Source organism: Rubrivivax sp. A210, from assembly GCF_904426505.1.
GTDB lineage: Bacteria > Pseudomonadota > Gammaproteobacteria > Burkholderiales > Burkholderiaceae_C > Rubrivivax.
Genome location: NZ_CAJGBN010000034.1, coordinates 310285 through 335954 on the forward strand (window position 1 = coordinate 310285; position 25670 = coordinate 335954).

Consider the following 25670-nt stretch of genomic DNA (forward strand, 5'->3'; position numbering starts at 1 on the left):
GCACGCGGCGCAGCGGCACGGCAGCCATGGAACTCGCGCTCAAGGACATCCGGCGCCACCTGGGCAAGTTCCTGTCCACCATCGTCGGCGTGGCCCTGCTGCTGGCCATCGTGCTGGTGATGAACGGCATCTACCAGGGCAATATCCAGGACGGAGTCTGGCTCATCGAGAACACGGCCACCGACCTGTGGGTGGTGGAGCGCGGGCGCGGCGGCCCCTTCAACGAACCCTCGCGCCTGCCGCAGGACAGTTGGAAGAGTGTGGCCGCCACGCCCGGCGTGGCGCGCGCCAGCCCGCTGGCCCTGTACACGGCGCAGCGCCCCATCGCCGGCCGCGAGCAGCAGTTCACCCTCGTCGGCTACGACATCTTCGGCGGCCAGGGCGGCCCCGGCCGCCTGGCCCAGGGCCGCGCCATCGCCGCACCGCACTATGAGCTGGTGGCCGACGCCAAGCTCGGTCTGCGCCTGGGCGAGCGTGTCGACCTGGGCAGTGACGCCTACACCGTGGTCGGGCTCACGCAGGGCGCGGTCGATGCGGGCGGCAACCCGCTGGTCTATCTCGCGCTGGCCGATGCGCAGAAGGTGCAGTTCGAGCAGGACCCGCGCGCCCTTCAGACCGCCACCGCGGCCAATCTGCAGCGGCTGGAGCGCGCCGGCTCCAATGCCGAGCAGGCCGCCCGCCTGTTGCCGCTGCTGGCCACCAGCGGCAACAGCATCAATGCCGTGCTGGTGCGCCTGGCCCCGGGCGCCGATGGCGCGGCCGTGGCGCGCCACATCCGCGACTGGCTCTACCTCGACGTCTACACCAGCGCCGAGGAACGTGCCCTCATGCTGGACGGCAAGCTGGCGCGGATGTCGGCCGTGCTGGGCTTGTTCCGCACGTTGCTGGTGCTGGTCTCCATCGTCATCATCGCCCTCATCGTTTATGTGCTGACGATCGAAAAGATACGGTCCATCGCCACGCTCAAGCTGATCGGTGCGCCCAACGGGCTCATCGTGCGGCTGATCATGACGCAGTCGTTGTTGCTCACGCTGGCCAGCTTCGCCCTCGCTTATGCCCTGCGCGAGCTGATCGCGCCGGGCTTCCCGCGCACCCTGGCCTTCGTCGCGCCCGAGACCGCCATCACTTTCGCGGTGATGCTGGCCGGCGGCGTGCTGGCCAGCCTGATGGCGGTGTGGCACGCGCTGCGCACGCCGGCCCAGCTGGCACTGGGCGGCTGAAATGAAGCCCCCACGCTTCACTTCGTTCGCTGCCCCGTGGGGGGCTCTCGGTACCTTCGGAACGGCCGGGCGGAACTGAGGTGGCCGTCGTCGAGATCCACGCGGTGTCGCAGACCTTCGGCGAGGGCGAGCTGGCCGTGCAGGCGCTCAAGCCCGCCAGCCTGGCCATAGCCGCCGGCGAGCTGGTGGCCCTGCTGGGCCCCAGTGGGTCGGGCAAGAGCACGCTGCTGCTGGCCATCAGCCTGATCCAGCCGCCCACGCGCGGGCGCATCGTCATCGCCGGCCAGACGCTCTACGACGATGGCCCGACCGCCATCGACGTGCGCGCCTTTCGCCGCCGCCACATCGGCTTCGTTTTCCAGCAGCACAACCTCATCCCCTTTCTCACCGCGCAGGAGAACGTGGCGCTGATGCTGCAGATCAATGGCGTGAGCCGGCGCGAGGCCCGGCGGCGCGCGCTGGACCTGCTCGGCTACCTGGAGATCGCCCACCGCGCCGACGCGCTGCCGGCGCGCCTGTCGGGTGGCGAGCAGCAGCGCGTGGCCATTGGCCGAGCGCTGGCCAACGAGCCGGCGCTGATCCTGGCCGACGAGCCCACTGCGGCGCTGGACACCGAGCGCGGCAGCAAGGTCATGGCGATGCTGCGCAAGATCGCCCGCGAACGCCGCTCGGCGGTGATCGCGGTGACCCACGACCACCGGATGATCGAGGGCTTCGACACCGTCTACCACCTCGACGACGGGCGGCTGGGCCAGGCCGAACGCCGTGCCGCCGCTAATCCCGCGGCCGCCAGCCCCTGAAGCGAGCCTCCAGCCGCGCCATGCCCCAGGCGCCGAAGGCGAGCAGGGCCATGAAGGCCAGCGTCCACCAGCCCATGGCGATGCCGCTGACGTCCGGCAGGGTCAGCTCGCCGGTGGCGCCGGCCTTGACCCAGGCGTCGAGGCCGGGCGTGAACTGGGCATAAGCCCAGACCCCGGCCAGCATGCCTGCCGCGAAGGCCAGCGCGTCCTTGCGGCCGGTGGCGATGGCAGCAACCGCCGTGCCCGGGCAATAGCCGCCAACCACGAAGCCGGCGCCGAAGAGCAGGCCGCCGATCAGCTGGGCCGCGTAGTTCGTCGGTTCCAGGTAGAGCTGGGACAGGTCCAGCGCACCGGCCGCGGCCAGCAGGGTCAGGCCCGTCAGCGCCGTCACCACGGCCGAGAACATCACCTTCACGACCGCCATGTCGTAGAGGTAGAACACGGCCGTGAGCTTGCGCGCGCTGCCGAAGCCGGCGCGTTCGAGTGCGGCGCCGAAGCCCAGGCCCAGCAGCAGGGCGATGGCCAGTTCGGCCACCGGCGAGAACTCCATGGTCGAACTCAGCGGCAACATCACAGCCACGCTTTCCGCACGAAATACGCGAGGCCGAAGGCGGCCGCGAAGACCGCGGCCATGAAGACCAGGCTGCCGACATTGAGCATGGCGCCGCCCGTCAGCGCCTGGCCGCTGGTACAGCCTTTGGCCAGTTTGGCGCCCCAGGCGGCGACGAAGCCGCCGACCAAGGCCAGGGCCAGGCGCTGGCCGTCGGCTATGCGCGGCCCGCGCTCGATGCAGAGCTTGAAGCGCCGCGCCTGCCAGCCCGAGAGCGCGGCGCCCGCCAGCGCGCCCAGCAGCAGGAACAGCGTCCAGTTCAGCAGCGGCTCGCCCTCGTTCCAGTACTTCAGGTGTACCGCGCTGGCCTGCACCTCGGCCGGCGCCACCCAGCCCGTGAGCGCCGTCGCCAGCGCCGCGAAGCCGGCGCTGGCGCCGAGGCCGCGGCCGGTGAGCAGATAGCTCGCCAGCAGCACCAAGCCGAGCAGAAAGCCAGCCAGATAGGGGTTGAGAAAGGCGGCAGGCGCAGCACGCGGCGCGACCGTGGACCTGTAAGCCAAGGTGTTCATGACCGTCCTTTCATGCCTGCTTTGCTATCCTCGCGCCGCACTTGCAGCCGCCGCCCACGGGACGCCGGCACGCCAAACCCCAACCAGGAGTGACCCATGATCCGTTTCGCGACCGCTCTCACCGTGACCCTGTTCGCGCTGGCCGGCACTGCCGCCCATGCCGCCGATGCGCCCGCCAAGCCCGCCGAGAAGGCCGCCAAGTCGGCCAAGGCCGCCTCGGCCCCCGCCTCGGCGGCGATGAAGAAGAAGGAAAAGAAGGGCGGTTGCTGACCCGCCCGCCGCAGCCCCGTGGCCATCACGGGGCCAGGCTCAGCACCGGCAGGATCTCGCTCGCCTGCCCGGCACCCACCATCACCCAGCGCAGGGTGTAGCCGCCGGCCATCACCAGCAGGGCCGGCACCACGGTGTGTGGCAGCTTGTGCGCCAGTTCCAGCGCCTGCCAGGCGATGGGCAGCACGATGCCCAGGCCGACCACGCCACCCCAGAAGGGCAGCGCATAGGCGCCGCTCATGATGAGCCCGGCTGCCGCCGCGTGCGAGGCCGAGCTGGTGTGAAGGTTGACCACCAGCAGGCCTATGAGCAGCAGCTCGATGGCCAGGAACAGGATGTCGGCGCGGATCAGCGCGTCGGCCTGCTGCCGCTCCGGCCGCACGGCGGCCACCGGCTGCAGCAGCGAGGCCAGCGCGCCGCCCACCAGGCCCGTTGACGCCGGTCGCCCCAGCATCAGCACCGCCAGCAGATGCACCATCGCCGCCCCCGCCGAAAGCCCAGAGAACAGGAACAAGGGCCCGAGGATGGCGCTGTTCCACAGCGGCCTGGCCACCAGGGTGTCGAGCAGGATGCCGGTGTAGATGCCCAGGCCCACGCCGAGGCCGATATTGGCCAGGGCCAGCGCGCGCAGCGCCGCCGGGCTGTCAACCAGGGCCTGCGACCCGCGCCGCACGGCCGGCACGCGATCGGCCAGCCAGGGCCAGGTCTCGGGCAGGCGCACCAGGGCCGAGGCCAGCAGCACGCCATAGACCAGGATCAGCACCCAGGAGCCCCAGGACATCGGCGAGGTCGGCTGGAAGCTGGTGTAGATGCGCCAGACCTGCATCCGGTGCGCCAGGTCCAGCAGCAGGGCCAGCATGCCGACGTTCATCAGCACAAAGCCCAACAGCGGCGTGTGCATCGAGAAGAAGCTGCGGCCGTCGTCGCCGCGCGCCGCGCGCAGCAGGGCCACACCGCCCAGCACCATCATGCCGGCGACGGCGCCGCCCAGAAAGAGGTAGATCGGGATCTCCCAGCTCCAGATCGCGAGCTGCGGATCGATGAGCGGGTTGTGCCTGGAGCTTGTGATTTCGAGCATGGCCGTTCTCCTCAACCCAGGTAGAAGATGCGCGGCCGCGTGCCGGCCTCGGGCAGCAGGGTGCGGTGGCGCCGCGTTCGCAGCAATTCACTCACGGCGCTGCGTGGATCGTCGAGATCGCCGAAGTGCAGGGCCCGCGTCGGGCACACCGACACGCAGGCCGGGTCCACGCCGTCCTTTGTCCGGTGGTGGCAGAAGCTGCACTTGTCGACGTAGCCCTCGGGGTGGACGTAGCGCGCGCCATAGGGGCAGGCGGCGATGCAGGCCTTGCAGCCTATGCACTTCTCGGGCGTCACCAGCACCACGCGGCCGGGCTCGGCGACATGGCTGGCGCCGGTGGGGCAGCAGGCCACGCAGGGCGGGTTGTCGCAGTGGTTGCAGCGCTCGGAGCGGATCTCCATGCTCAGCGTCGGAAAGCTGCCGCGCAGCTCGCTGACGATCCAGTCGCGGCAATAGCCCTGGGGCACGTCGTTCTCGGTCTGACAGGCCACCACGCAGTCCATGCAGCCCACGCACTGGCGGGTGTCGATCACCATTCCGAAGCGAGCCATCTCAGGCCTCCTGCACGAAGCTGACGAAATTGCCGTGGATGCTGGTGCTGCCCATCAGCGGGTCGGTGGCATAGCGCGTATTGAGGGCGCCGGCACTGGCGCCCTTGAGGTAGGCGCTGGCCAGCATGGGGTTGGTGTTGCCGAAGCCGTAGACCATGTAGACGCAGTCCTCGCGGATGCGCTGCGTGGCCTTGACGCGCACGCGGTTGCTGACCACGCCATCCTGGTTCTTCAGCCGCACGTAGGCGCGGTGCGTCAGGCCCAGCCGCGCCGCGGTGGCCGTGTTGACCCAGACCTCGTTCTCGGGCATCAGGTCCTGCAGCAGCGGGTTGCTCTGCGTGCGGCTGAAGGTGTGCACTGGCGCGCGCCCGGTGATGAGGCGCAGATGGCCCGCCGGCGCCGCCGCTTGCGGCTTGTACTTGGGCACCGGGTCGAAGCCCTTGGCCGCCAGCTGATCGGACCAGAACTCGACCTTGCCGCTGGGCGTGTCGAAGCTGAGCGTCAGGCCTTCCTCGACCGTGATGGGCTGGTGCTCGCCCATGATCACGCCCTCGCGCTTGAACTTGTCCCAGCTGTGGCCCGATTTCTCGATGCGCCAGGCCAGGTATTCCTCCATGTCCTTGAAGGGCATGGAGGCACCGATGCCCAGCTTTTCGGCCAGCTGCTTGGCAATCCACCAGGCCGGCTTCTGCTCGTGCGGCGGCGCCACCACGGGCTGGCGCAGCGAGGTCCAGCCGGTGCGGCCGAAGCCCACCAGCAGCTCATCGTGGCGCTCCAGGAAGGTGGTGTCGGGCAGGATCACGTCGGCATAGCCGGCGATCTCGCTGGGCACGGTGTCGCACACCACCAGCAGGTCGAGCTTCTGGATCGCATCCAGCGTCTCCTGCCGGTTGGGCAGGGCCTGCAGCAGGTTGGTCGAGTAGACGACCCAGCCCTTGATCGGGTAGGGCTGGCCGCTGATGGTGGCGTCGCGGATGCTGGTGGTGATGCCTTCGTCGGCAAAGGGGTAGCGCGCGCCGTCGCCGCCGTCGGCGCGCGGCTTGCCGGTGTCGGCGATCTTGGGCAGCGGATAGGGCGCGATCTTCATGCCCGAGGCCAGGAAGAGCCCGCCCTTGCGCCCCCAGTTGCCGAGCAGGGCGTTGAGCAGCGCGACGGCACGGCTCCTCTGGCTGTCGTCGCCATACCAGTTGACGCGGCGGCCGGGGTGGATGATGGAAGCCGGCCGGTGGCTGGCGAATTCACGCCCGGCAGCGACGATGAGCTCGGCCGCCACGCCGGTCTGCTCGGCCGCCCAGGCCGTGGTGTAACCGGCGATCTCGGCCTTGAACTGCTCGAAGCCGTGGCCGTGGCGGGCCACGAAGTCCTTGTCGTAGAGGCCCTCGGTGACGAGCAGGTTCATCCAGGCCAGCAGCAGCGCGATGTCGGTGCCGGGCTTCACCGGCAGCCAGTACTTGGCCTTGCTCGCCGCCACCGAGTAGCGCGGATCGACCACGATGATGGGCACCTGGCGCGCGATGGCCTGGGCAAACTCCTGCACCTGCGAGTTGTGCATGTTTTCGCCCAGGTGCGAGCCGATCAGCACCAGGCAGTCGGTGTTCTTGATGTCGGTGGGCTCGGGCGAGCCGACGCCGGCACCGAAGGTGAGCTGGAAGCCCACGTCGCGGGCGCCGCGGCACTGCGCGTACGAGGCCCCGGCGTAGTTGATGACGCCCCAACTGCGCAGCACATGCTGGAAGAAGCGCTGGCCGAAGACGTGATTGAAGAGGGCCACCGATTCGGCGCCGTGGGCGGCCTTGATGCGGCCCATGCGCTCGGCCACGAAGCCCAGGGCCTCGTCCCAACTCACCGCCTTCCACTGCTCCTTGCCGCGCTCGCCCACGCGCAGCAGCGGCTGGCGCAGGCGGTCGGGGTCGTAGTAGGCGCCCACGGCGCCGGTGCCACGCGGGCACAGGCGGCCCATGCTCTGCGGGTCCAGCGGGTTGCCCTCGAACTTCCACAGCTTGCCGTCGCGCAGGTGGGCGATGCCGCCGCAGCGCCAGAAGCACATCTCGCAGAAGGTGGGGATGGTGGTGACGCCGCCGGACGTGGCGGCCGGGCCTGCTGCAGCGCTGGCCGGGCCGGTCATGGGCTGCCAGGGCGCCGAGGCGGCCGTGGCCCCCAGGGTGGCGGCCGTGATCTGCAGAAAGCGTCGGCGGGAGGGCTGTACCATGATGGACCTCGAACTTCCGCCGGGGCCGCCGGCGGGCGCTGCTGAGATCGGTTTGCACCCGGTCTCGCATACCCCATAGGGTACATGCGGCGCACGATCTTGCACTGATCCATCTCAAGGCCGCGCCCCACCGCGAGGCGGGGCCGCAATCAGAAGCGCGCGCCCGCCGGCCGCTGCTCGGCGGCGTGGAAGGCGGCACCGGCCGCAGCCTCGGCTCGCCGGGCCTCGGCCTGGCGGCCCTGGGCCGCCAGCGCCTGCGCCAGCCCGCCCAGGGCCCAGCCGTTGGCCGGGTAGCGGGCCAGATCCTCGCGGCAGGCCCGCTCCGCCTCGGCCGGGCGGCCGGCGGCCAGCAGGGCGTCGGCCAGGGCATGGCGGGTGGGCGCCAGCCACAGGTGGGGCTCGTCGTAGGTGAGGCCGTCCTCGACCTCGGTGGCCTGCTGCAGCGCCCGCACCGCCGCATGCTGATCGCTGCGGGCATGCGCAATCTCGGCGGCCAGGCTGAGGCTGGCGATGCGCAGCAACTGCGCCGCCGGGTTGAGGTTCTTGATCTTCAGCGCCGCCAGGGCAGGGTCGGCGGCCACCGCCTGCAGGCCTTCGAACTCGCGCCGCGCCGGCTCGATCTGGCCGCCGCGCGCCAGGGCCGCGCCACGGGCGTAGCGCCACATCGCCAGCGGGTAGGGCGCGCTGCCGTCGGGCGGCGGGGTGTCGTGCAGCAGGGCCTGCCAGAGGCCGAAGCGCAGCCGCGTGAAGAAGGGCAGCACCGCATAGTGCTGCACGATGGCCGACCCCGGATCGCGTCCGCCCGGCCCGCAGGCCACGGGCCGGGCGGCGTCGGCGGCCTGCAGCGCGAGTTGGCGCCGACCCGCCATCGCCGCCGCCGCCCACAGGAAGTGCTGGTTGTGCGCCACATAGCCTACGCGGTAGGCGCTCTGGGCGTCGGTGCCGGCGTCCACCCGGGCCAGGTAGCGCGCGTCGGCGGCGGTCGCGCGCTGGTTGGCGAGGATGGCGTCGTCGTAGCGCCCCACCCGCATGTAGATGTGCGAGGGCATGTGCAGCAGATGGCCCGATCCGGGCACGGCGTGGGCCAGGTAGTCGGCGCTGGGCAGGGCCTTGTGGGGATGGGGCGACGCCTCTTGCAGGTGAATCCAGTAATGGTGGGCGCCGGGGTGGCGCGGATCGAGGCGCAGCGCACGCGCCAGCAGGGCTTCGATGCCGGCGGTCCAGGGCTGGGCGCCGCCGCCGGGCAGCCACCAGTCATAAGGGTGGAGGTTGAGGCGGGCTTCGGCGGCCAGGAAGGCGAGTTCGGCGCTGGCCGGATGGCGCCGCACCTGGCGGTCCATGGCCGCGGCATAGGCCTCCTCGTCCAGCACGTCCGGCGTCGGGTGGCGCAAGCTCAGGGCCTGGATCGCGGCCTGGCGCACGGCCGGGGCCCGCCCGGCGTGGCGGCGGGCCTTGGTCAGCGCCTCGGACACGCGGGCGGCGGCGCCGGCGTCCATGTCGGCATTGATGGTGGGCCCCAGGGCCCAGGCCAGGGCCCACCAGGCGCTGGCGCAGCGGGGGTCGAGGGCCAAGGCGGCCTCGAAGGCGCGCACCGCCTCGGCGCCGTTGAAGCCGTGGGCCAGCAGCAGGCCCTGGGCAAACCAGCGCCGCAGCCGTGGATCGGCCGACTCGACCTCGAAGCGGTGGCTGTCCAGGCCGGCCAGAAGCGGTGCCGCAGCCTCTACGGCCGCGCGGGCCGGCAGGGCCGGGGCCAACAGGCCGCTGCAGGCCAGCGCCAGGGCCTGGCGGCGGGGCCGCACTGTCTCGCCCTCGACCTCATCCTCGCGCCGCGCCGGGGTGGCCGTCCGATCCATGGCATGGCCTTCAGCGGGTATGCAGCCCTGCGTGGCGGTCATCGTTGCTGCCTGTCCAGCCGGCCTGTCAGAACAAGCCGGGCAGGAAGCGGTGGGTCCGCTCGCGGTAGGCGGCGTAGCCGGCATGCTGTTCGAGCATCCACCGTTCCTCGAGGGCTGCCTTGGCGACGAGCACGGCAAGCAGGGCGGTCAGGCACACCCATCCCCAGGGCGCACCGGCGGCCCAGGCGCAGGCCAGGCCGAAGGCGAGCACCGCGGTGTACATCGGATGGCGTATCCAGCGGTAGGGGCCGCGCTGCACCAACTGCCCGCCTTCGCGCGGCGAAGGGTGGATATTGAAGTTTCCCGGCCGGTTGCTGGCCAGCGCCCACAGCCCCAGCAGCGTGCTGCCCGCTGCCATTGCCCAGGCTGTTGCAGGCGCACGACCACCCGTGACGGCGGGCCCCGCAAGCACGGCCAGCGCCGCGAGCAGGGCAAACTGGCAAGCGACCAGCGCCGAGCCCCAGTGCCGATGGCGCGCGTCAGCCCGGATCATGGGTGGCCACCACCGGACCTGGCTGCCCGTGTCGTTCGCCGCCGCCCCACATCAGCCCGCCTTCTTCATCAGCAGGCGCACATGCATGGGGCGCATGAAGCAAGTGCCGTCGGGGCCGCGATGGGGATCGAACACGGCGCGCGTGGCGGCGAGCTTGGCCTCGTCGATGCGGTGGTCGGCAAAGCTGGGCCGCATCATGCGCTGCTCGAACTCGGCAAAGTCGCGAAAGCGCACCGGCATCTCGAAGCGCTGCTCGCCCACCTGGGTCCAGGCGCCGCCCTGCAGCGCCGTGTCCACCGCCGCCTGAGCCGCGGCGCGCACCACGCCTTCGTCGTTGAAGACCCGGATCACGTCGTTGAACGGCCCGCCATAGACCGGCTCCGACACATACAGGTGACCACCCGGGCGCAGCACCCGTGCCACTTCGCGCAAGGCCTGTGCCATCAGGTCGATGGGGACGTGGTGCAACGACTTCAGCATCAGCGCGAGGTCGAATCCTGAGTCGGCACAGGGGATGGCCTGGGCCCCCGCCATCACGAATGCGAGGCCTTCCTGGGGCGCGGCCAGGTTCTTGGCATGCTGAAGCGTGTCGACCTCCAGGGCCGTCACCCTGCTGCCCGGGTGGCGCGCGACCAGGGCTCGCGACAACTGAGCGGCGCCACAGCCGAGTTCGATGATGTGCTGCCCGGCCAGCGGCAGCAGGCCGGCCAGGACATCGAGTTCGTCGTCGATCACGGGCGGGGTCCGGGCGCTGGCATTCATGCGGTCTTCCTCTTCAGGCAAGGCAGGGGCGTGGCGGATGGTGCGCCCACGAGCGGCGGGGTCGGACTTCCGCCCCTGCCCATGCGGCCCGCGGACAGGGCGGCAGGGTAACGCAATGGCGCCCATGATCGAGGGCGGCGGGCAAGCGGGCGGATCCTTGGGGCCTCGATGGAATATTCCGGGGCCTTGCGGGGTCTACCGTCTGGCCCTGGCCCGCAAGGGCCGCCAGCCACTGCCTCACTGGATGCCTGGCCGCATCCCTTGTCTGTTCCCTGATCTTCCCCTGGAGTCCCACGTTGAATCGAAACCTGATCATCCTCGCGCTGGCCTGTGGCAGCGCCGTTTCGGCCCTGGCCGCCGAGCCGGCACCCAATGGCATCACCTTGCCCGAGGGCTACAAGGACTGGCGCCTGTTGAGCACGCACTTCCGCACCGACAACAACACCATTCGCGCGGTGCTGGGCAACGATGTCGCCATCAAGGCCGCACGCGAGGGCAAGACCAATCCCTGGCCCGATGGCAGCGTGCTGGCCAAACTGGTCTGGAAGGCCGCCAAGCACGAGAAGTGGGAAACCGCGATGGAGCCCGGGGCCTTCGTGCATGCCGAGTTCATGACCAAGAACACGGCGCGCTTCGCCGCCACCGGCGGCTGGGGCTACGCGCGCTGGCTGGGCCAGGACCAGAAGCCCTATGGCAAGGATGCGAATTTCGTCCAGGAGTGCGTGGGCTGCCACACCCCGGTGAAGGACAGCGACTGGGTGTTCACCCACCCGGTGAAGCTGCCCTGACCCGGCCGGCGCGCCCGTGGCCGGGTTGTCGGCCCCTCCAAGGCCGCAAATTGCTGCCGGCAGCCGCCGCGGCGGGTGACAGGAAGCAATTCGACACACCTGTTCCGCCCCCCTGGATAGGGGGGTGGGGGGAAGGCGCGATGGCGGCCGCAAACCCCAGGGTCGGGTCTTCCGCCCCCAATGACTTGGGCTGCCGTCACCAGAGCGGTGCAAGTTGCCGCACTTGTGGCGCAGTGCTGGGGGATATGCCCCATATGCTTGAAATTCGGGTCGCTCGGCGAAATGTGCATTCGTAACATTTCGCCCTGCCGGTCGTATTTGGATGGACCGCGAGGCTTCTGTGGGACGTGTCAGTTCAATGACAAAGCGTCCGAGAAAACCATGAAGCGCGTTCTGATCTATTCGCACGACACCTTCGGCCTGGGCAACATCCGGCGCATGCTGGAAGTGGCCCGTCACCTCGTGCAGTCGTCGCCCGAGGTTTCGGTGCTGGTGGTCACGGGCAGCCCCATGCTGCATGCCTTCCGCATTCCGCAGCGGGTGGATTACGTGAAGCTGCCTTGCCTGTCGCGCAACGTCGAGGGCCGCTACGGCGCGCGCTACCTTGACCTGACGCTGGACGCCACGGTGCGGCTGCGCGCCAACATCATCCGCAGCACGATTGCCGACTTCGAGCCCGACCTGATCCTGGTCGACAAGAAGCCCTTCGGCGTCGAGGACGAACTGGCCGGCGCGTTGAGCGAGTTGCCGGTGGGCGCCGCCCGTCCCAAGCTGGTGCTGCTGCTGCGCGACATCCTCGACAGCCCCGAGGCCACGACCCGGGTCTGGAAGAAGAACGGCTGCTTCGAGGCCATCGAGGCCTATTACGACGAAGTGCTGGTGGTGGGCTCGCCCGAGGTCTTCGACCTGCGCCACGAGTACCAGTTTCCGCCGTTCGCCGCGGCCAAGGTCAACTTCTGCGGCTACATCGCCCGCGAGCCGGGCCGCCGCACGCGCGCCGAGGCGCGCCAGGATCTGGGCGTGGCCCCGGGCCAGCCGCTGGTGGTGGTCACCGCCGGCGGCGGCGAGGACGGCCATGCGCTGCTCAGCAACTACCTCGAAGGCCTGCGCCTTCTGCCCGCGGCCGAGCGTCCGCGCAGCCACATCGTCTGCGGCCCCGAAATGGGCGACGCTCCGCGCGCTGCGCTGCACCGTGCCGCCGCCGCGCTGCCGCAGGTCAGCCTGCAGGACTTCAGCGACGACATGATGTCGGTGATGTCCGCCGGTGACGTGGTGGTGGCGATGGGCGGTTACAACACGGTGTGCGAGCTGCTCACGCTGCACAAGCGCGCCGTCATCGTGCCGCGCTGCAAGCCGGGCCTGGAGCAAACCATTCGCGCCGAGCGCATGTCGCGCCTGGGCCTGCTGAGCATGGTCCACCCGGAAGAAATCACGCCCGAAGGCCTGCTGGAGACGGTGGCGGCCGAATTGCTTCACGCCACGGGCCCGGCCAGTCATGCCAAACTGAAGAACCTCGACGGCCTGGCTCATTGCACGGCTGCGATCTTCGAACAGATCGGTCTCGATACCCACGAAAAGCTGCCCGCAAGGACGCCCGCCAAGCAACCGGCCAAGGCCCCCGCCCGGCCCAAGCCCGCCCCTGCGTACACCCACGGCCTCGCGCAAGTTCCCGCGCTCCAAACTGATCTCGCCCTGCACCGGGGCACGCCATGGAATCAAGCCTCGTTCAACGTCAGCAGCGCCCGCTAGGAATCCTGGTCAAGATCTATCCCAAGCTGTCGGAAACCTTCATCCTCGAAGAGATCCTGGGACTCGAAAGACTGGGCCTGCCGCTGCGCCTGTATGCGCTGGCCCCCGCCACCGACGCCATCACCCACCCGGCCGTCGCCGATGTCTTGGCCCCGCTGGTCACCGTGCCGGCGCCCGCCGGTGGCCAGCTCTGGAGCTTTGCCGCGCGCCACGCGCGGCAGTTCCTGGCCTCGCCGCTGCGCTACCTGGGCGCGCTGGCCTACGCCGCCGGCCGTGGCCGGCTGAAAGACTTCTTGCGCGCCGGCTGGCTGGCGCAGCAACTGGCGCGCGATGGCGTGCAGCATCTGCACACGCACTTCATTTCTTCGCCGGCCGATGTGGCCGAGCTGGTGAAGCGCATCGCCGGGCTGCCGTTCTCGATCTCGGCCCATGCCAAGGACATCTACCTGTCCGACCCGGCCGATCTGGCGCGCAAGATGCACGCCGCGCAGTTCACCGTCACCTGCACCGAGGCCAACCGCCAGACGCTGGCGCAGATTGCGCCGCAGGCGCCGCTGCAGCGCATGTACCACGGCGTCGACCACGAGCTCTTCCACCCCCGACGGCGCCTGCTGGCCACCGAGCTGCCGCTGATCGTCAGCGTCGGCCGGCTGCGCGCCAAGAAGGGCCTGGACACGCTGATCGCGGCCTGTGCCAGCCTGCGCGAGCGCGGCGAGCCCTTCCGCTGCGAAATCGTCGGCTATGGCGAAGAGCAGGACAAGCTGAAGGCGCAGATCGCCCAGCTGGACCTGGGCGATCAGGTCGTGCTGGTGGGCAAGCTGGCGCGCGAGCAGGTCATCGAGCGCTATGCGCGTGCCGCTGTCTATGTGCAGCCCTCGCGCATCGCCGCTGACGGCGACCGCGATGGCATCCCCAATGTGCTGCTCGAGGCCATGGCCATGGGCGTGCCGGTGGTGGCCTCGCGCGTCTCGGGCATTCCCGAACTGGTTGAGCACGGCGTCAACGGCGTGCTGGTCGAGCCCGACGACCCGGTGGCACTGGCCGATGCGATGGCGGCGCTGATCCACCAGCCGGCGCGCTGCGCCGACCTCGGTTGCCGGGCGCGCCAGACGGTGACCGAGAACTTCGACAACGACCACAACCTGCGCCTTCTCTGCAAGTTGCTGCAGCGCCAGCCGCAGACCGCGGAAGCGCCGGTTGCGCAAGCCCCGGTCGCGCTGGCGGCCAACCCCCTGCGGAGCACGAAATGAGCACGCCCAGCCACCCGGCGCTGGCCGCCGCCTTGCCCTCGACGCCCACCGACCTGCCGCCAGGCAGCAGCGTGGCCTATGTGATGAACGGCTTTCCGCGCCTGTCGGAGACCTTCATCGCGCACGAAATCCACCAGCTCGAGCAGGCCGGCCTGCGCCTGCGCCTCTTCGTCGTCAAGCGCGAGAACGAGCCCATGGTGCATCCGGTGGTGAGCGCCATCCACGCGCCGCTGGCCTACCTGTCCAAGGCGACGTCGCTATCGGGCACCACGCTCACCGGCTGGCTGCGTCGCAACCTGCCCACCTTCGGCGCGGCCCAGCTGCGCGTGCTGGCACGCCACCCGCTGCGCTACCTGGCCACGCTGGCCTCGGCGGCAGCGCTGACCTGGCGCCACTGGCCGCGCAAGGTCTTCGTGAAGGAGTTTTTGCAGGCCGGCGAGATCGCCGCCGCGGTGCTGGCCGATGGCAGCGTGCAGCATCTGCATGGCCATTTCTGCCACGGCGTGGCCACCATCACCTGGTTTGCCAGCCGCATGACCGGCATTCCCTTCAGCTTCACGGCCCACGCGAAGGACATCTACCAGGCCGAGCTCAACCCCGGCCGATTGCTCGAGCGCAAGCTGGGCGCGGCGCGCTTTGTCGCCACCTGCACCTGCGCCAACGCCCTGGTGCTGCAGGCGCGGCACGAGCGCCCGCACGAGGTACACACCATCTACCACGGTCTGGACACCGACTACTTCTCGCCCGCCGAGAACCCGGTCAAGCCGGCCGTGCCCACGGTGCTGGCGGTGGGCCGCCTGGTCGAGAAGAAGGGCTTCGACCAGCTCATCGCCGCCTGCGGCCTGTTGCGCCAGCAGGGCGTGGCCTTCCGCTGCCTCATCGTCGGCGAAGACGGCAGCGCCGGCCCCGCGCTGCGGGCGCAGATCGCCTCACTGGGCCTGGACGACACGGTGCAGCTGCACGGTGCCGTGACGCAGGAAAAGCTGCGCGAGATTTACCGCGCGGCCCAGACTTTTGCGCTGCCCTGCCAGATCATGGAAGACGGCGACCGCGACGGGTTCCCCAATGTGCTGGCCGAGGCCATGGCGATGGGCGTGCCGGTGGTCTCCACCGCCATCTCGGGCATCCCCGAGATGATCGACGACGGCGTCCACGGCCTGCTGGTGCAGCCGCGCGACCCGGCGGCGCTGGCCGGCGCGCTGCAGCGCGTGCTCACCGACGCCGCTCTGCACGCGGCGCTGGCACGCGCCGGCCGCGAGCGCATCTGCGAGCGCTTCGATTCGCGCCGCACCACCTTGGCGCTGCGCGACCTTTTTCTGGCCCAGCTGCAGCTGCGCCAGCGCCGGCGCGAGAGTCAAGCCGAGAAAGCGGCGGCATGAACCCGGGCACCGAAGAGACGGTCTTCCTCGAACCCTGGAACGCCCTCGACGACGCGGCGCTGCTGGCCCACTTCCGCGGCCCGCGCGGGGTGTCCTACTACCCGGTGGCCGACGCCGAGGAGACGCGGCCCGAGAAGATTGCCGCCATCGTCGACGGCCGCTTCGAGTTCAACGGCGAGACGCACGCGCTGGCCGAGCCCATCGCCTGGCTGAGCAACCCCAGTGCCGATGTCGAGTGGCACATCCTGCTGCACAAGTTCTATTACGCCGTGGGCCTGGGCCTGGCCTTCGAGCGCAGCGGCGACGCCATCTACGTGCGGCGCTGGGTGGGCTTGATCGACAGCTGGATGAAGACCACGCCGGTGGGCTTCATCGCTGCCGACGTGACCGGCCGCCGGGTGCAGAACTGGATCTACAGCCTGCACCTGCTGGTGGGCCACGCGGCGCACGATGTCTCGTCGCTGATCCCGGCGGACTTCCATCGCCGCCTGCTCGAGTCCTTGCACACCCAGGTCGAGTTTCTCTGCGCCAACCTCACGCCCAAGCGCAACCACCGCACGCTGGAGCTGTACGCCATCTTCCTGGCTGGCGTGGTTTTCCCCGAGATGCGGCGCGCGGCGCACTGGCGCGACTTTGCGCTGGAGCAGACGGTGGCCAACCTGGGCGCCGACCTGTTGCCCGACGGCGTGCATTGCGAGCTGTCCACCGACTACCACCACCTGGTGCTGAAGAACGGCCTCAATTTCCGCCGCCTGGCCGCGCTCAATGGCGTGGCCGTGCCCGCGGCCTTTGACCGCCTGCTTGAGCGCGGGCTCGAGTTCAGCCTGCACGTGCACAAGCCCGATGGCGTCGTGCCCAGCCTGTCCGACGGCGACGCGCGTGGCTTTCTCGACCTGCTGGCGCAGGGTGCCGAGTTGTTCGGCCGCGATGACATGCGGTACGTCGCCACGCGCGGCGCGCAGGGCAGGGCGCCGGCACGGCGCGTGGCGCATTTCGACGACAGCGGCTACAGTGTGCTGCGCAGCGGCTGGGGCGCGGGCGCCACGCCCTATGCCGACGAACACTACCTGGTGTTCGACCACGGCCCGCTGGGCGAGGGCAACCACGGCCACTTCGACTGCCTGAGCTTCGAGCTGGCGGCGCACGGCCGCTCGCTCATCGTCGACCCCGGCCGCTACACCTACAGCGAAGCACCCGATCCGGCCGACGGCACGAACTGGCGCCTGCGCTTCCGCGGTACCGCGGTACACAACACGGTCTGCGTGGATGATCGCCAGCAGACCAGCTACCTGCCCAAGGCCATCAAGCCGGGCACGCGCCACGCGCCGGGCACGGTGCGCCACAAGATCAGCGGCCCGGCGCCCGAGGCGGCGCTGCTCGAGCGCCACGAATCCGCGCTGCTGGACCTGCTGCACGGCCGCGCCGCCAGCCATGAATACGACGCGGTACACGAGCGCTGCATCGTCTTCGTGGACCGCCGCTACTGGATCGTCAGCGACTGGCTGCGAGCCGAAGCCGAACACGACTACCGGCTCAACTTCCAGCTCGGCGCCCAGGCCCAGGACCGGGCGGTGCTCGATCAAGCCGGCGCCTGGCGCCTGTCCAGCCCCGGGCTGCTGGTGCTGCAGCCGCTGCGTGCTGGCGTGCAGACGCGGCTGGCGGCGAGCTGGGTCTCGGCGCGCTATGGCGACAAGCTGGCCGCGCCGGCGCTGCAGTCTACGCGGCGCGCCCGCAATGCCGATTTCGACACCGTGCTCATGCCCTGGCAGGGCAGCGAGCCGGCGCTGCGCCTGGACGAGGTGGCGGTGGTCGGCGCACCGGCGGCGCTGCGCATCGCGCTGCAGGTGGACGGCGAGGCAGTCACCGACCACTGGTTCCATGCCCGCGGTGCGCAGGCGGCGCAGTGGCAGATTGCAGGCTTTGCGTTCAGCGGCCGCTGGGCCTGGTGGCGCGTGGGCGCCGATGGCCGCCTGCTGGCTGCGCAGTCGCACGAGGGCGCAACGCTGCCGCAGCTGCCGGCCGCGCTGGAGCCGGTGTGAACGCGTCGCTGCCCCAGGACCCGCTGCTGCCGCAGCTGGCCACGGCGCTGGATGGCGCGGCGATGGCGCAAGTCTTTGCCGCCGCGCTGCAGGGGCCGGCGCTGCTGGCCTGCGAGGTCGACCGCGTCAAGTACCGGCCCGGGCGCAGTTGCAGCGTCAGCTACCGGCTGCGGCTGTGTGAGGCGCCGCGCGGCGAATTCGAGCAGCGCGTCTCGGCCCGCTTCCTGATGGGCGGCGAGGCCAGGCGCCGCTTTGAACAGGCCGGTGCGCGAGGCGGCTCGAAGCCGTCGCCCGCCGGTCCCGCGCTGCAGCACGAGGCGGCGCTGGACATGCTGGCCTGGTGGCTGCCCAACGACCCCAAGCTGGCCGCGCTGGCCCTGCTGTGCGACGACGCCGAGCTGCGCCGGCGCTGCCTGGGCGAAGTCGTGGCCCTGCTCACCGGCGGCCGTGGCCGCCTGGTCGAGCACCGCACGACCCTGGTCCAGGTAGTGCCCGAGTTGCGTGTGTGTGCGCGCGTCGATCTCACGCTGCAGGACGAGGCCGGTGCGCCGACGCAGCAGCGCACGCTGTACGTGAAGGCCGACGCCGAGCGCAGCGGCGCCCACACGCGCGCCGTGATGCAGGCGCTGAGCGACAGCCCGGCGCAGAGTTCCGGCCTCCTGTGTACGCCGCGCTCGCTGCTGTGGCAGGCCGAGGCCGGCCTGCACTGGATCTCGGCGCTGCCGGGGCAGCCATTGCTGGAGGTTGACCCGCAGATTCGCGCCGCATCCTCCATGCGCGTGGCGCGCCAACTGGCGCTGCTGCACGCCACGCCGGTGCCGGCCGGCCCGCGCCTGCTGGACCTGGCCGCGCTGCGCGCCCAGCGCGAGCGCGCGGCGGCCCTGCTGGCCCAGGTGCAACCGGCCTGGCAGCCGCTGCTGGAGCGCCTGTGCGCCGCCCTGCAGGCCGGCGAAGGCCTGCTGGCCGGCCTGCCGCCGTCCACGCTGCACGGCGACCTCCACCCCAACAACATCCTCGTCGACGCGCGCCACGGCAGTTGCCGCCAGGCCTTCATCGACCTGGACGACGTGCAGCAAGGCCCGGCCGTGCTGGAAGTGGGCGGCTGGATCGCCGACGCCCACTACCGCGCCATCGTCGACGGCCACGCGCCGGCGGCAGCCTCGGCCGCGGCCGATCTCTTTCTGGCCGCCTATGTCCAGACTGCCGGGCAGGCGCTGGAGCCGGCCGCGCTGGCCTGGGCCGCGGCCCACCACCTGCTGTGCCGCCGCGCCTGCGGTGGCGTGGCCAACCTCAAGCCGGGCCGCTATGCCGCTGTGCCGGCGCTGCTGGAGGTGGCCGCCGCCATTGCCTGCGCCGGCTCGGTGGACGCGGCGCTGGACACCGCGGGCGAGGCCGCATGATGGCCCGGCAACACGATCATGCCCCCGCCCTGGCTGGCGGCAGCGCACCCCCGCTGGACCTGTACAGCGACGGCGCGGCCATGTTGCCGCTGCTGCAGGCGCAACTGCCCGGCTTTGGCGAGGTCGGGTTGCGCATCACCGGCATTCGCGTCCATGCCGCGCGGCGCAGCACCTCGGTGGCGCGCAACCCCATCCCGCTGAGCCTGTGCTATGACCTGGAGGTCAGCGACACGCAGCAGGGCCGCAGCGGCACGCAAACCTGCTTCGCCCAGGTCTACCGCCCCGGCCTGGCCGAGGCGGCCCAGGGTCGCGTCAACACCCGCCAACTGGTGCGCCCGGCCTTCGGCGAGCCCCTGGTGCTGCTGCCGGCGCTGAACCTGCTGCTGTGGGCCTTGCCCAACGACCCCGACATGCCGCATCTGCCGGCGCTGCTGGATCCGGCGCTTGCGCTGCAGGCCCTGCCGCCGGGCTGCGGGGCCGAGCCTGGAGACGAACTGGGCGTTGAGTTGCTGCGCTACGCGCCGCAACGCCGCGCCACGCTGCGCTACACAGTGGCCGCACGCGCCGGCCGGCCCGAGCGCGCGATCTACGCCAAGACCTTCTTCGACCAGCGAGCGCGCGACATCCACCGGCGCTTCGAGCACTTCTGGCAGCTGTCGCAGCGCGACCCGCTGGCGCCGCTGGTGGCCGAGCCCCTGGGCCACGACGCCGCCACGCGCAGCGTCTGGCAGGCCAGCGCGCTGGGCTTGCCGCTGCTGCAGGCCTTGGCGTCTCCGCAGGCGCCGCAGCTGATGGAGCGCGTCGCGCAGGCCCTGGTGCTGCTCCATGAATCCGGGCTGCAGCCCACGGCCGGCGCCGCGCCGCATTCGGTGCCGCACTGGCTGGCCGAGGTCAGCCGGCGGCGCAACAAGCTCGACCGCATCAAGCCCGAGCTGGCCGAGCGCACGGCGCGAATTGCAGCCACGCTCACGGCCCACGCGGCGCGCCCGGCCCAGCGGCCGCTGAGCCTGATCCATGGCGATTGCCACCCCGACCAGATGTGGGTACACGAGGGCCGCATCGTGCTGTTCGACTTCGACGAGTTCACGCTGGGCGACCCCATGGAAGACCTGGCCAGCTTCGTGCTGAAGCTCGAACAGGCCGAGCAGCCCGAGGCCCTGGGCCGCGCGCTGGTGCGCGCCTATGCCGCCGCTGCGCCGCGGCGCTTCGACGCCCAGGCCCTGGCCTGGCACCTGGCCATCCAGAGCCTGCTGCAGGTCAGCCGCACCTTCATCTACCAGCGCCCGGGCTGGGCCGAGGAACTCGACAGCCGGCTCGCCGCCGCCGAGACCCGCATCCTGGCGCTGCAGCTCTCCCACCCCGCATGAAGACACTCGCTGCCTCCCCCCTGGGCCTCGTGATCCGCGATTGCCTCAAGGCCCAGCGCGGCGGCGTGCTGCTGGCCTGCCTGTGCCTGCTGGGCGTGATCGCGATGGACCTGATCGCGCCCTGGCCGCTGAAGGTGGTGTTCGACCACCTGCTGCTGCCGCACCCGCTGCCGCCGGCGCTGTCGCCGCTGCAGGGCCTGCTCAACTTGGGCACCTGGCCGGCGCTGCTGGCCATGGCCGGCGCCATCGCGGCCATCGCGCTGCTGGCGGGGGTGTTTTCCTACCTGCAGCTGTTCACCACGGCCAAGATCGGCTACCAGATCACCTACCGGCTGCGCAGCCTGCTGTTCGCCCATCTGCAACGGCTGTCGCTGGCCTACCACCGCGGCCACCGCAGCGGCGAGCTGCTGACCAAGGTGGCCAGCGACACCAACCAGCTGCGCGACATGTTCGCCGACTGGGCCTTGAGCTTCGTGGCCCAGTTCCTGACCCTGGTCACGATGCTGGGCGTGATGTTCTGGCTCAACTGGCAGCTGGCGGCCGTGGTCACGGCCACGCTGCTGCCGCTGATGGGCGTGATCTACGCGCTCAACAAGCGCGTCAAGGAATCGATGCGCGACCAGCGCAAGTACGAAGGCCGCATGACCTCACGCCTGAACGAGGTGCTGTCGTCCATCGCCCTGGTGCAGGCCTTCGGCCGCCAGAGCTACGAAGAGGGCCGCTTCGAGGCCGAGATCAAGGCCCATTACGAGAGCGGCATGCGCAGCACGCGCACCGCCGGCGCCGTGACCAAGGCCATCGCCGTGGTCTGCGCCAGCGGCACCGCGGCCACCGTGCTGCTGGGCGCGCAGCAGGTGCTGGCCGGCCGGCTGACGCCAGGCGAGTTGCTCATCTTCCTGGCTTACGTGGGCAGCCTGTTCAAGCCGGTGCGCGACCTCGGCAAGCTCTCGGCCAAGTTCACGCGCGCCGCGGTCAGCGCCCAGCGCGTCAACCAGATCCTCGAGACCGCGCCCGAGATCGCCGATGCACCCGACGCCATCGACATCGGCCGCCCAGCCGGCGAGATCGTGTTCGAGGACGTCTCCTTCGGCTATGCCGACGGCCGCCCGGTGCTGGACCGCGTGTCGCTGCGCATCGCCGCCGGCGAGCGCGTGGCCCTGGTCGGGCCCTCGGGCTCGGGCAAGTCGACGCTGCTGTCGCTGCTGCTGCGCCTGTACGAGCCCAGCGGCGGCCGCATCCTCATCGACGGCATCGACATCCGCCGCTTCACGCGCGAGAGCCTGCGCGCCGCCATCGGCATCGTGCCGCAGGAGAACATGCTGTTCGCGGTGTCGGTGCGCGAGAACATCGCCTACGGCAACCCGCTGGCCACGGCCGAGCAGATCGAGGAGGCTGCACGCCATGCGCGCGCCCACGAATTCGTCGTCGACCTGCCCGAGGGCTATGACACCGAGGTCGGCGAGCGCGGCGGCAACCTGTCCGGTGGTCAGCGCCAGCGCCTGTGCCTGGCGCGTGCGCTGGTCAAGGCGCCGTCCATCCTGGTCATGGACGAGCCCACGGCCTCGGTCGACGCGGTCTCGGCCCGCCTCATGACCGAGGCCGTGGCGCGCGTGCACCGCAACCGCACCCTCATCACCATCTCGCACGAGTACAACGACATGGCCGCCTACGACCGCATCCTGGTTCTGCAAGACGGCCGCCTGGTCGAATCGGGCGCGCACGAGGCCCTGATGCAGGCCCGCGGCCCCTACCTCGCCCTGGTGGAGCGCCGCCATGCCGTCTGAACGCCCGCGCCTGCTGTTCTACTGCCAGCACTCGCTGGGCATCGGCCATCTGACGCGCTCCTTCGCGCTGGCCACGGCGCTGTCCGAGGCCTTCCACGTCGTTTTCCTCAACGGCGGCCGCCTGCCGCCGGGCCTGCCGGTGCCCGGCGGCATCGAGATCGTCGACCTGCCGCCCCTGGGCATGGACGACGGCCACACCCTGGTCAGCCGCGATGCCAAGCAGGGCGTCAAGGAGGCCATGGTGAGACGGCGCGCACTGATCGAGGGCGCGGTGCAGCAGCACGGGCCGGCCGTGGTGCTGATCGAGCTGTTTCCCTTCGGGCGCAAGAAGTTTGCCGGCGAGATCCTGGCGCTGATGCGCGGCGCGCGGCGCCAGGCCGGCGGCCCGGCGCGCGTGGTCTGCAGCCTGCGTGACATCCTGGTGGATGCGCGCCCCGACCAGCAACGCCACGACGACCGCGCCCGCGGCCTCACCGACCGCTATTTTGACGCCGTGCTGGTACACGCCGACCCGGCGCTGGCGCGGCTGGAAGACAGCTTCAAGCCCAGCCGGCCCCTGCGCACGCCCGTCTACTACACCGGCTACGTGGTGCCGGCACGCGCCAGCGTCGCGCCGCCGCCGCGCGGCGAGCATCTGCTGGTATCGGCCGGTGGCGGCATCGTCGGCGACGCGTTGTTCCGCACCGTGCTGGAGGCCCGCGCGCTGCTGGCCAGCCCGCCGCCGCTGCGCCTCATCGCCGGCCCCTTCCTGCCCGAGCCGCAATGGCGTGCGCTGCAAGACTTGGTGCAGGGCCAGGCCGGCATCGAGCTGCTGCGCCAGGTGCCCGACATGGTGGCCGAGATGCGCCGGGCGCGTGCCTCCATCAGCCAGTGCGGCTACAACACCGCGCTCGACATCATCGTGGCGCAGGTGCCGGCCCTGGTCGTGCCCTATGCCACGGTGACCGAGAACGAGCAGAGCGAGCGCGCCACCCGCCTGGCCGAGCTGGGCGCGCTGCAGCAGCTCGATCCGGGCCTGCTCACCCCGCCGCAGCTGGCGGCGGCGATGCAAGCGCTGCTGCAGTTCAGCCCGCGCGCTGCGGCGCTGGCGCTGGACGGCGCGGGGGAGAGCGCACGCCTCATCCACGGCCTGCACCTGGAGCGCCAGCCATGACGGCCGCTTTTGTCACCCTGGCCGCGGCGCTGGACGCGGCCCCGGCGCCGCTGGACTTCTTCCTGCGCGACGACGACACCGGCTGGGACGACGCCGCGCTGTTCGCGCTGCTCGACTGCACCGGCGAGGCCGGCGTGCCCATCGATCTGGCGGTGATTCCCCAGGCTACGGGCGCGGCGCTGGCTGCCCGGCTGCTGGGGCGCAAGGCCGCTGCGCCGCGCCTGATCGGCCTGCACCAGCACGGCTTTGCGCACCAGAACCACGAGACCACCGAGCGCAAGTGCGAGTTCGGCCCTTCGCGCACGCCGGAAGCGCAGCGCGCCGACCTGGCCGCCGGCCGCGCCCTGCTGCTCGAACGCTTCGGCGACCAGCTCGACCCCATCTTCACCCCGCCCTGGAACCGCTGCAGCCCCGGCACGCCGGCGCTGCTGGCCGAGCTGGGTTTTGGCGCGCTGTCGCGCAGCCGCGGCGCCCCGGCGCAGCAGGCCCTGCCCGAGCTCCCGGTGGACGTCGACTGGTGCAAGCACCAGCGCCTGGCGCGCGAGCAGGGCGAGGCCGAGGGCCCGCGCGTGGCCCACGAGCTGGCCGGGCGCGTCGCCAGCGGCGGCCCGCTGGGCCTGATGCTGCACCATGCCGCGATGGACGCGGCCGATCTGGCACTGCTGTCCCGCCTGCTGCACCTGATCGCCGGCCACTCCCGCGTGCGCTGCTGGCCCATGCGCGAACTGCTCGCCCGTCCCCCCACCTTGCCGCCTTCCACCGCCCCCGCCGAAAGCCTTTCGTGATGCTGCGCCGCTGCCTCCTCCTCACCCTGTCCGTTCTTGCTGCCTCCGCGCTGGCGCAGACGCCACCGCCCGAGCCGGAACTGGGCACGCCGGCGCCGCGCACCGTGTCGCAGCGCCCCGACGAGAGGCGGGCCGAGCAGCCTTCGACGGTGCAGCTCTTCGGCGTTCCGGTCGAGCTGGGCATGAGCTACGAGGGCTCGGTCGAGGGCCGGCGCAATTACGACCTCAACCGCGCCCGCAACCGCGACCGCGATGTCGCCAGCCATGAGCTCAAGCTCGACGCGCGCTGGAAGACCGATGCCGACACGACCTGGTTCGTGCAGGGCGTGGGCCTCTCGGACCGCCGGCGCTCGCGCAGCGACCGCAGCGTCACCAAGCAGGAATCGGCCGAGCGTGGCCAGACCTGGGTGATGTGGGAACGGCTGGGCGAATACCCGCTGTCTATACAGATGGGCCGCATCGCGCTGGTCGACCGTCGATCCTGGTGGTGGGACGACGATCTGGACGCGATACGCCTGGTCTATGCGCCCGACAACTGGCGGCTGGAGACCGGCGTGGCGCGCGAACTGGCGCGCGTGTCGTCGGCCAGCCACGACATGGATGCCGACAAGAAGGCCGTCAAGCGCTGGTTCGGCAACTTCAACCTGCGCTGGGCGCCGCGCCACAGCGTCGAGGCCTTCTGGCTCTTCACCGACGACGACTCGGGCCCGCCCAAGCCGGGCTCCTTGTTCGCCGAGGACGAGGAAGATGCTTCCGACGGCCGGCTGCGCTGGCTGGGCCTGCGCAGCAGCGGCGAGGTGCGCTTCGAGTCGAAGAACCGCTGGACCTACCGTGCCGACGCGGCCATGCTGCGCGGCCGCGAGTTCGTCACGGCCTTCAGCACCACGCCCGAGGGCCTGCTGAGCCCCGGCGCCACCAGTCGCCGCAATGTGCGGGGCTACGCCTGGGACATCGGCACCCAGTGGGTGTTGCCCAGCGCGGCCCGCCCCACCTTCAGCCTGGGCCTGGCCCAGGGCTCGGGCGCGCCGGGCACGGCCACGCTGGAGCGCGGCTTCCGCCAGACCGGCCTGCACGAGAACAAAGGCCGCGTCGGCGGCGTCAAGCGGCTGCGCTTCTACGGCGAGTTGCTGGACCCCGAGCTGTCCAATCTGCGCGTGGCCAGCGCCGGCTTCGGCTTCCGCTTCCTGTCCAGCACCTCGGCCGAGGTCATCGTCCACCGCTACCGCCAGATGTTTGCCGACACGCGGATCGCCAATTCGCGCCTGTCGCAAGACCCGCAGGGCCTCAGCCGCGACATCGGGCGCGAGATCGATGTGTTGTTCGCGATGCGCGAATGGCGCCAGTTCGAAGTGACCCTGCTGCTGACGCGCTTCTACCCCGGCCAGGCCTTTGCCGAGAACCGGCGCGACCCCGCGCATGGCATCGAGCTGGGCGTGGCGCTGAACTTCTGATCGTGCGCCGTGGGGGCCGGATCGTGAAGCTGTTCACAGTGCACCACCGCGGCGGCCGTATCCGCGGCCGCCATGGCCGCTCTGTCGGGTGTCGCGCACCCCAGGGTTGCCTCTGCATGCGGCCAGCC

Annotated in this window: 22 protein-coding genes; 14 read left to right on the forward strand and 8 right to left on the reverse strand. The window is 71.0% G+C overall.

What is annotated here, in order from left to right; translation table 11 throughout:
* Positions 1 to 26: 26 nt before the first annotated feature.
* Positions 27 to 1220, forward strand: coding sequence for an ABC transporter permease (locus JMV16_RS17525; protein ID WP_201495570.1), 1194 nt, complete (start codon positions 27 to 29; stop codon positions 1218 to 1220).
* A gap of 80 nt (positions 1221 to 1300) precedes the next feature.
* Entirely contained in the window at positions 1301 to 2020 is a 720-nt protein-coding gene (locus JMV16_RS17530; protein ID WP_236580579.1) for an ABC transporter ATP-binding protein, read from the forward strand.
* Here the strand turns inward: JMV16_RS17530 and JMV16_RS17535 are convergent.
* Both JMV16_RS17535 and JMV16_RS17540 read right to left on the reverse strand, forming a co-directional pair.
* The gene (locus JMV16_RS17535; RefSeq protein ID WP_201495571.1) at positions 1995 to 2591 is read right to left on the reverse strand and encodes a DUF6691 family protein; all 597 of its coding nucleotides are present in this window, start codon (positions 2589 to 2591) and stop codon (positions 1995 to 1997) included. The genes JMV16_RS17530 and JMV16_RS17535 overlap by 26 nt on opposite strands.
* A complete protein-coding gene (locus JMV16_RS17540) occupies positions 2591 to 3139 on the reverse strand; it encodes a YeeE/YedE thiosulfate transporter family protein (RefSeq protein WP_201495572.1) in 549 nt (182 codons plus the stop codon). The genes JMV16_RS17535 and JMV16_RS17540 overlap by 1 nt, the downstream gene beginning before the upstream one ends.
* Positions 3140 to 3235: 96 nt before the next feature.
* On the opposite strand from JMV16_RS17540, the gene JMV16_RS17545 reads away from it, so the two are divergent.
* The gene (locus tag JMV16_RS17545) at positions 3236 to 3409 is read left to right on the forward strand and encodes a hypothetical protein (protein WP_201495573.1); all 174 of its coding nucleotides are present in this window, start codon (positions 3236 to 3238) and stop codon (positions 3407 to 3409) included.
* Between the two features lie 25 nt (positions 3410 to 3434).
* Here the strand turns inward: JMV16_RS17545 and nrfD are convergent, their stop codons facing one another.
* The 6 genes from nrfD to JMV16_RS17575 form a co-directional block, all read right to left on the reverse strand.
* The gene (gene nrfD / locus JMV16_RS17550; RefSeq protein WP_201495574.1) at positions 3435 to 4487 is read right to left on the reverse strand and encodes an NrfD/PsrC family molybdoenzyme membrane anchor subunit; all 1053 of its coding nucleotides are present in this window, start codon (positions 4485 to 4487) and stop codon (positions 3435 to 3437) included.
* Positions 4488 to 4498: 11 nt separating this feature from the next.
* On the reverse strand, positions 4499 to 5038 hold the full coding sequence (locus JMV16_RS17555; protein WP_201495575.1) for a 4Fe-4S dicluster domain-containing protein: 540 nt from the start codon (positions 5036 to 5038) through the stop codon (positions 4499 to 4501).
* Position 5039: 1 nt separating this feature from the next.
* A complete protein-coding gene (locus JMV16_RS17560) occupies positions 5040 to 7247 on the reverse strand; it encodes a molybdopterin-dependent oxidoreductase (RefSeq protein ID WP_201495576.1) in 2208 nt (735 codons plus the stop codon).
* Positions 7248 to 7396: 149 nt separating this feature from the next.
* Entirely contained in the window at positions 7397 to 9100 is a 1704-nt protein-coding gene (locus JMV16_RS17565; RefSeq protein WP_201495577.1) for a hypothetical protein, read from the reverse strand.
* Between the two features lie 67 nt (positions 9101 to 9167).
* The gene (locus JMV16_RS17570) at positions 9168 to 9500 is read right to left on the reverse strand and encodes a methyltransferase family protein (RefSeq protein WP_236580580.1); all 333 of its coding nucleotides are present in this window, start codon (positions 9498 to 9500) and stop codon (positions 9168 to 9170) included.
* A gap of 186 nt (positions 9501 to 9686) precedes the next feature.
* Complete coding sequence (locus JMV16_RS17575; RefSeq protein ID WP_201495579.1) at positions 9687 to 10397, reverse strand: class I SAM-dependent methyltransferase; 711 nt, start codon at positions 10395 to 10397, stop codon at positions 9687 to 9689.
* A gap of 296 nt (positions 10398 to 10693) precedes the next feature.
* Here JMV16_RS17575 and JMV16_RS17580 point away from each other — a divergent pair, with 296 nt between their 5' ends.
* From JMV16_RS17580 to JMV16_RS17630, 11 genes are all read left to right on the forward strand, one after another.
* Positions 10694 to 11185: a cytochrome P460 family protein gene (locus JMV16_RS17580; protein WP_236580581.1), complete on the forward strand. Its 492-nt coding sequence runs from the start codon at positions 10694 to 10696 to the stop codon at positions 11183 to 11185.
* 381 nt (positions 11186 to 11566) lie between these two features.
* Entirely contained in the window at positions 11567 to 12934 is a 1368-nt protein-coding gene (locus JMV16_RS17585; protein WP_201495580.1) for a glycosyltransferase family protein, read from the forward strand.
* Positions 12895 to 14184, forward strand: coding sequence for a glycosyltransferase (locus JMV16_RS17590; RefSeq protein WP_201495581.1), 1290 nt, complete (start codon positions 12895 to 12897; stop codon positions 14182 to 14184). The genes JMV16_RS17585 and JMV16_RS17590 overlap by 40 nt, the downstream gene beginning before the upstream one ends.
* Complete coding sequence (locus JMV16_RS17595) at positions 14181 to 15563, forward strand: glycosyltransferase family 4 protein (protein WP_201495582.1); 1383 nt, start codon at positions 14181 to 14183, stop codon at positions 15561 to 15563. The genes JMV16_RS17590 and JMV16_RS17595 overlap by 4 nt, the downstream gene beginning before the upstream one ends.
* Positions 15560 to 17602 carry an alginate lyase family protein gene (locus JMV16_RS17600; RefSeq protein WP_201495583.1) on the forward strand — a complete coding sequence of 681 codons (2043 nt, stop codon included), beginning with the start codon at positions 15560 to 15562 and terminating at the stop codon, positions 17600 to 17602. The genes JMV16_RS17595 and JMV16_RS17600 overlap by 4 nt, the downstream gene beginning before the upstream one ends.
* A complete protein-coding gene (locus JMV16_RS17605) occupies positions 17599 to 19002 on the forward strand; it encodes an aminoglycoside phosphotransferase family protein (RefSeq protein WP_201495584.1) in 1404 nt (467 codons plus the stop codon). The genes JMV16_RS17600 and JMV16_RS17605 overlap by 4 nt, the downstream gene beginning before the upstream one ends.
* On the forward strand, positions 18999 to 20369 hold the full coding sequence (locus JMV16_RS17610) for an aminoglycoside phosphotransferase family protein (protein ID WP_201495585.1): 1371 nt from the start codon (positions 18999 to 19001) through the stop codon (positions 20367 to 20369). The genes JMV16_RS17605 and JMV16_RS17610 overlap by 4 nt, the downstream gene beginning before the upstream one ends.
* Positions 20366 to 22153 carry an ABC transporter ATP-binding protein gene (locus tag JMV16_RS17615; protein ID WP_201495586.1) on the forward strand — a complete coding sequence of 596 codons (1788 nt, stop codon included), beginning with the start codon at positions 20366 to 20368 and terminating at the stop codon, positions 22151 to 22153. The genes JMV16_RS17610 and JMV16_RS17615 overlap by 4 nt, the downstream gene beginning before the upstream one ends.
* Positions 22143 to 23306, forward strand: coding sequence for a glycosyltransferase family protein (locus JMV16_RS17620; protein WP_201495587.1), 1164 nt, complete (start codon positions 22143 to 22145; stop codon positions 23304 to 23306). Before JMV16_RS17615 ends, JMV16_RS17620 begins: the two co-directional genes overlap by 11 nt.
* Positions 23303 to 24091: a hypothetical protein gene (locus JMV16_RS17625; protein WP_201495588.1), complete on the forward strand. Its 789-nt coding sequence runs from the start codon at positions 23303 to 23305 to the stop codon at positions 24089 to 24091. Before JMV16_RS17620 ends, JMV16_RS17625 begins: the two co-directional genes overlap by 4 nt.
* Positions 24091 to 25542, forward strand: a complete 1452-nt coding sequence (locus JMV16_RS17630) for an alginate export family protein (protein ID WP_201495589.1) — start codon at positions 24091 to 24093, stop codon at positions 25540 to 25542. The genes JMV16_RS17625 and JMV16_RS17630 overlap by 1 nt, the downstream gene beginning before the upstream one ends.
* Positions 25543 to 25670 lie beyond the last annotated feature (128 nt).

Excerpts from the sequence above, each read along its gene's own strand:
- JMV16_RS17525 (WP_201495570.1), top strand. The coding sequence starts at position 27 with ATGGAACTCGCGCTCAAGGACATCCGGCGCCACCTGGGCAAGTTCCTG.
- JMV16_RS17535 (WP_201495571.1), bottom strand. The coding sequence starts at position 2,591 with ATGTTGCCGCTGAGTTCGACCATGGAGTTCTCGCCGGTGGCCGAACTG.
- JMV16_RS17540 (WP_201495572.1), bottom strand. The coding sequence starts at position 3,139 with ATGAACACCTTGGCTTACAGGTCCACGGTCGCGCCGCGTGCTGCGCCT.
- JMV16_RS17545 (WP_201495573.1), top strand. The coding sequence starts at position 3,236 with ATGATCCGTTTCGCGACCGCTCTCACCGTGACCCTGTTCGCGCTGGCC.
- nrfD (WP_201495574.1), bottom strand. The coding sequence starts at position 4,487 with ATGCTCGAAATCACAAGCTCCAGGCACAACCCGCTCATCGATCCGCAG.
- JMV16_RS17555 (WP_201495575.1), bottom strand. The coding sequence starts at position 5,038 with ATGGCTCGCTTCGGAATGGTGATCGACACCCGCCAGTGCGTGGGCTGC.
- JMV16_RS17560 (WP_201495576.1), bottom strand. The coding sequence starts at position 7,247 with ATGGTACAGCCCTCCCGCCGACGCTTTCTGCAGATCACGGCCGCCACC.
- JMV16_RS17565 (WP_201495577.1), bottom strand. The coding sequence starts at position 9,100 with ATGGATCGGACGGCCACCCCGGCGCGGCGCGAGGATGAGGTCGAGGGC.
- JMV16_RS17570 (WP_236580580.1), bottom strand. The coding sequence starts at position 9,500 with ATGGCAGCGGGCAGCACGCTGCTGGGGCTGTGGGCGCTGGCCAGCAAC.
- JMV16_RS17575 (WP_201495579.1), bottom strand. The coding sequence starts at position 10,397 with ATGAATGCCAGCGCCCGGACCCCGCCCGTGATCGACGACGAACTCGAT.
- JMV16_RS17585 (WP_201495580.1), top strand. The coding sequence starts at position 11,567 with ATGAAGCGCGTTCTGATCTATTCGCACGACACCTTCGGCCTGGGCAAC.
- JMV16_RS17590 (WP_201495581.1), top strand. The coding sequence starts at position 12,895 with ATGGAATCAAGCCTCGTTCAACGTCAGCAGCGCCCGCTAGGAATCCTG.
- JMV16_RS17595 (WP_201495582.1), top strand. The coding sequence starts at position 14,181 with ATGAGCACGCCCAGCCACCCGGCGCTGGCCGCCGCCTTGCCCTCGACG.
- JMV16_RS17600 (WP_201495583.1), top strand. The coding sequence starts at position 15,560 with ATGAACCCGGGCACCGAAGAGACGGTCTTCCTCGAACCCTGGAACGCC.
- JMV16_RS17610 (WP_201495585.1), top strand. The coding sequence starts at position 18,999 with ATGATGGCCCGGCAACACGATCATGCCCCCGCCCTGGCTGGCGGCAGC.
- JMV16_RS17615 (WP_201495586.1), top strand. The coding sequence starts at position 20,366 with ATGAAGACACTCGCTGCCTCCCCCCTGGGCCTCGTGATCCGCGATTGC.
- JMV16_RS17620 (WP_201495587.1), top strand. The coding sequence starts at position 22,143 with ATGCCGTCTGAACGCCCGCGCCTGCTGTTCTACTGCCAGCACTCGCTG.
- JMV16_RS17625 (WP_201495588.1), top strand. The coding sequence starts at position 23,303 with ATGACGGCCGCTTTTGTCACCCTGGCCGCGGCGCTGGACGCGGCCCCG.
- JMV16_RS17630 (WP_201495589.1), top strand. The coding sequence starts at position 24,091 with ATGCTGCGCCGCTGCCTCCTCCTCACCCTGTCCGTTCTTGCTGCCTCC.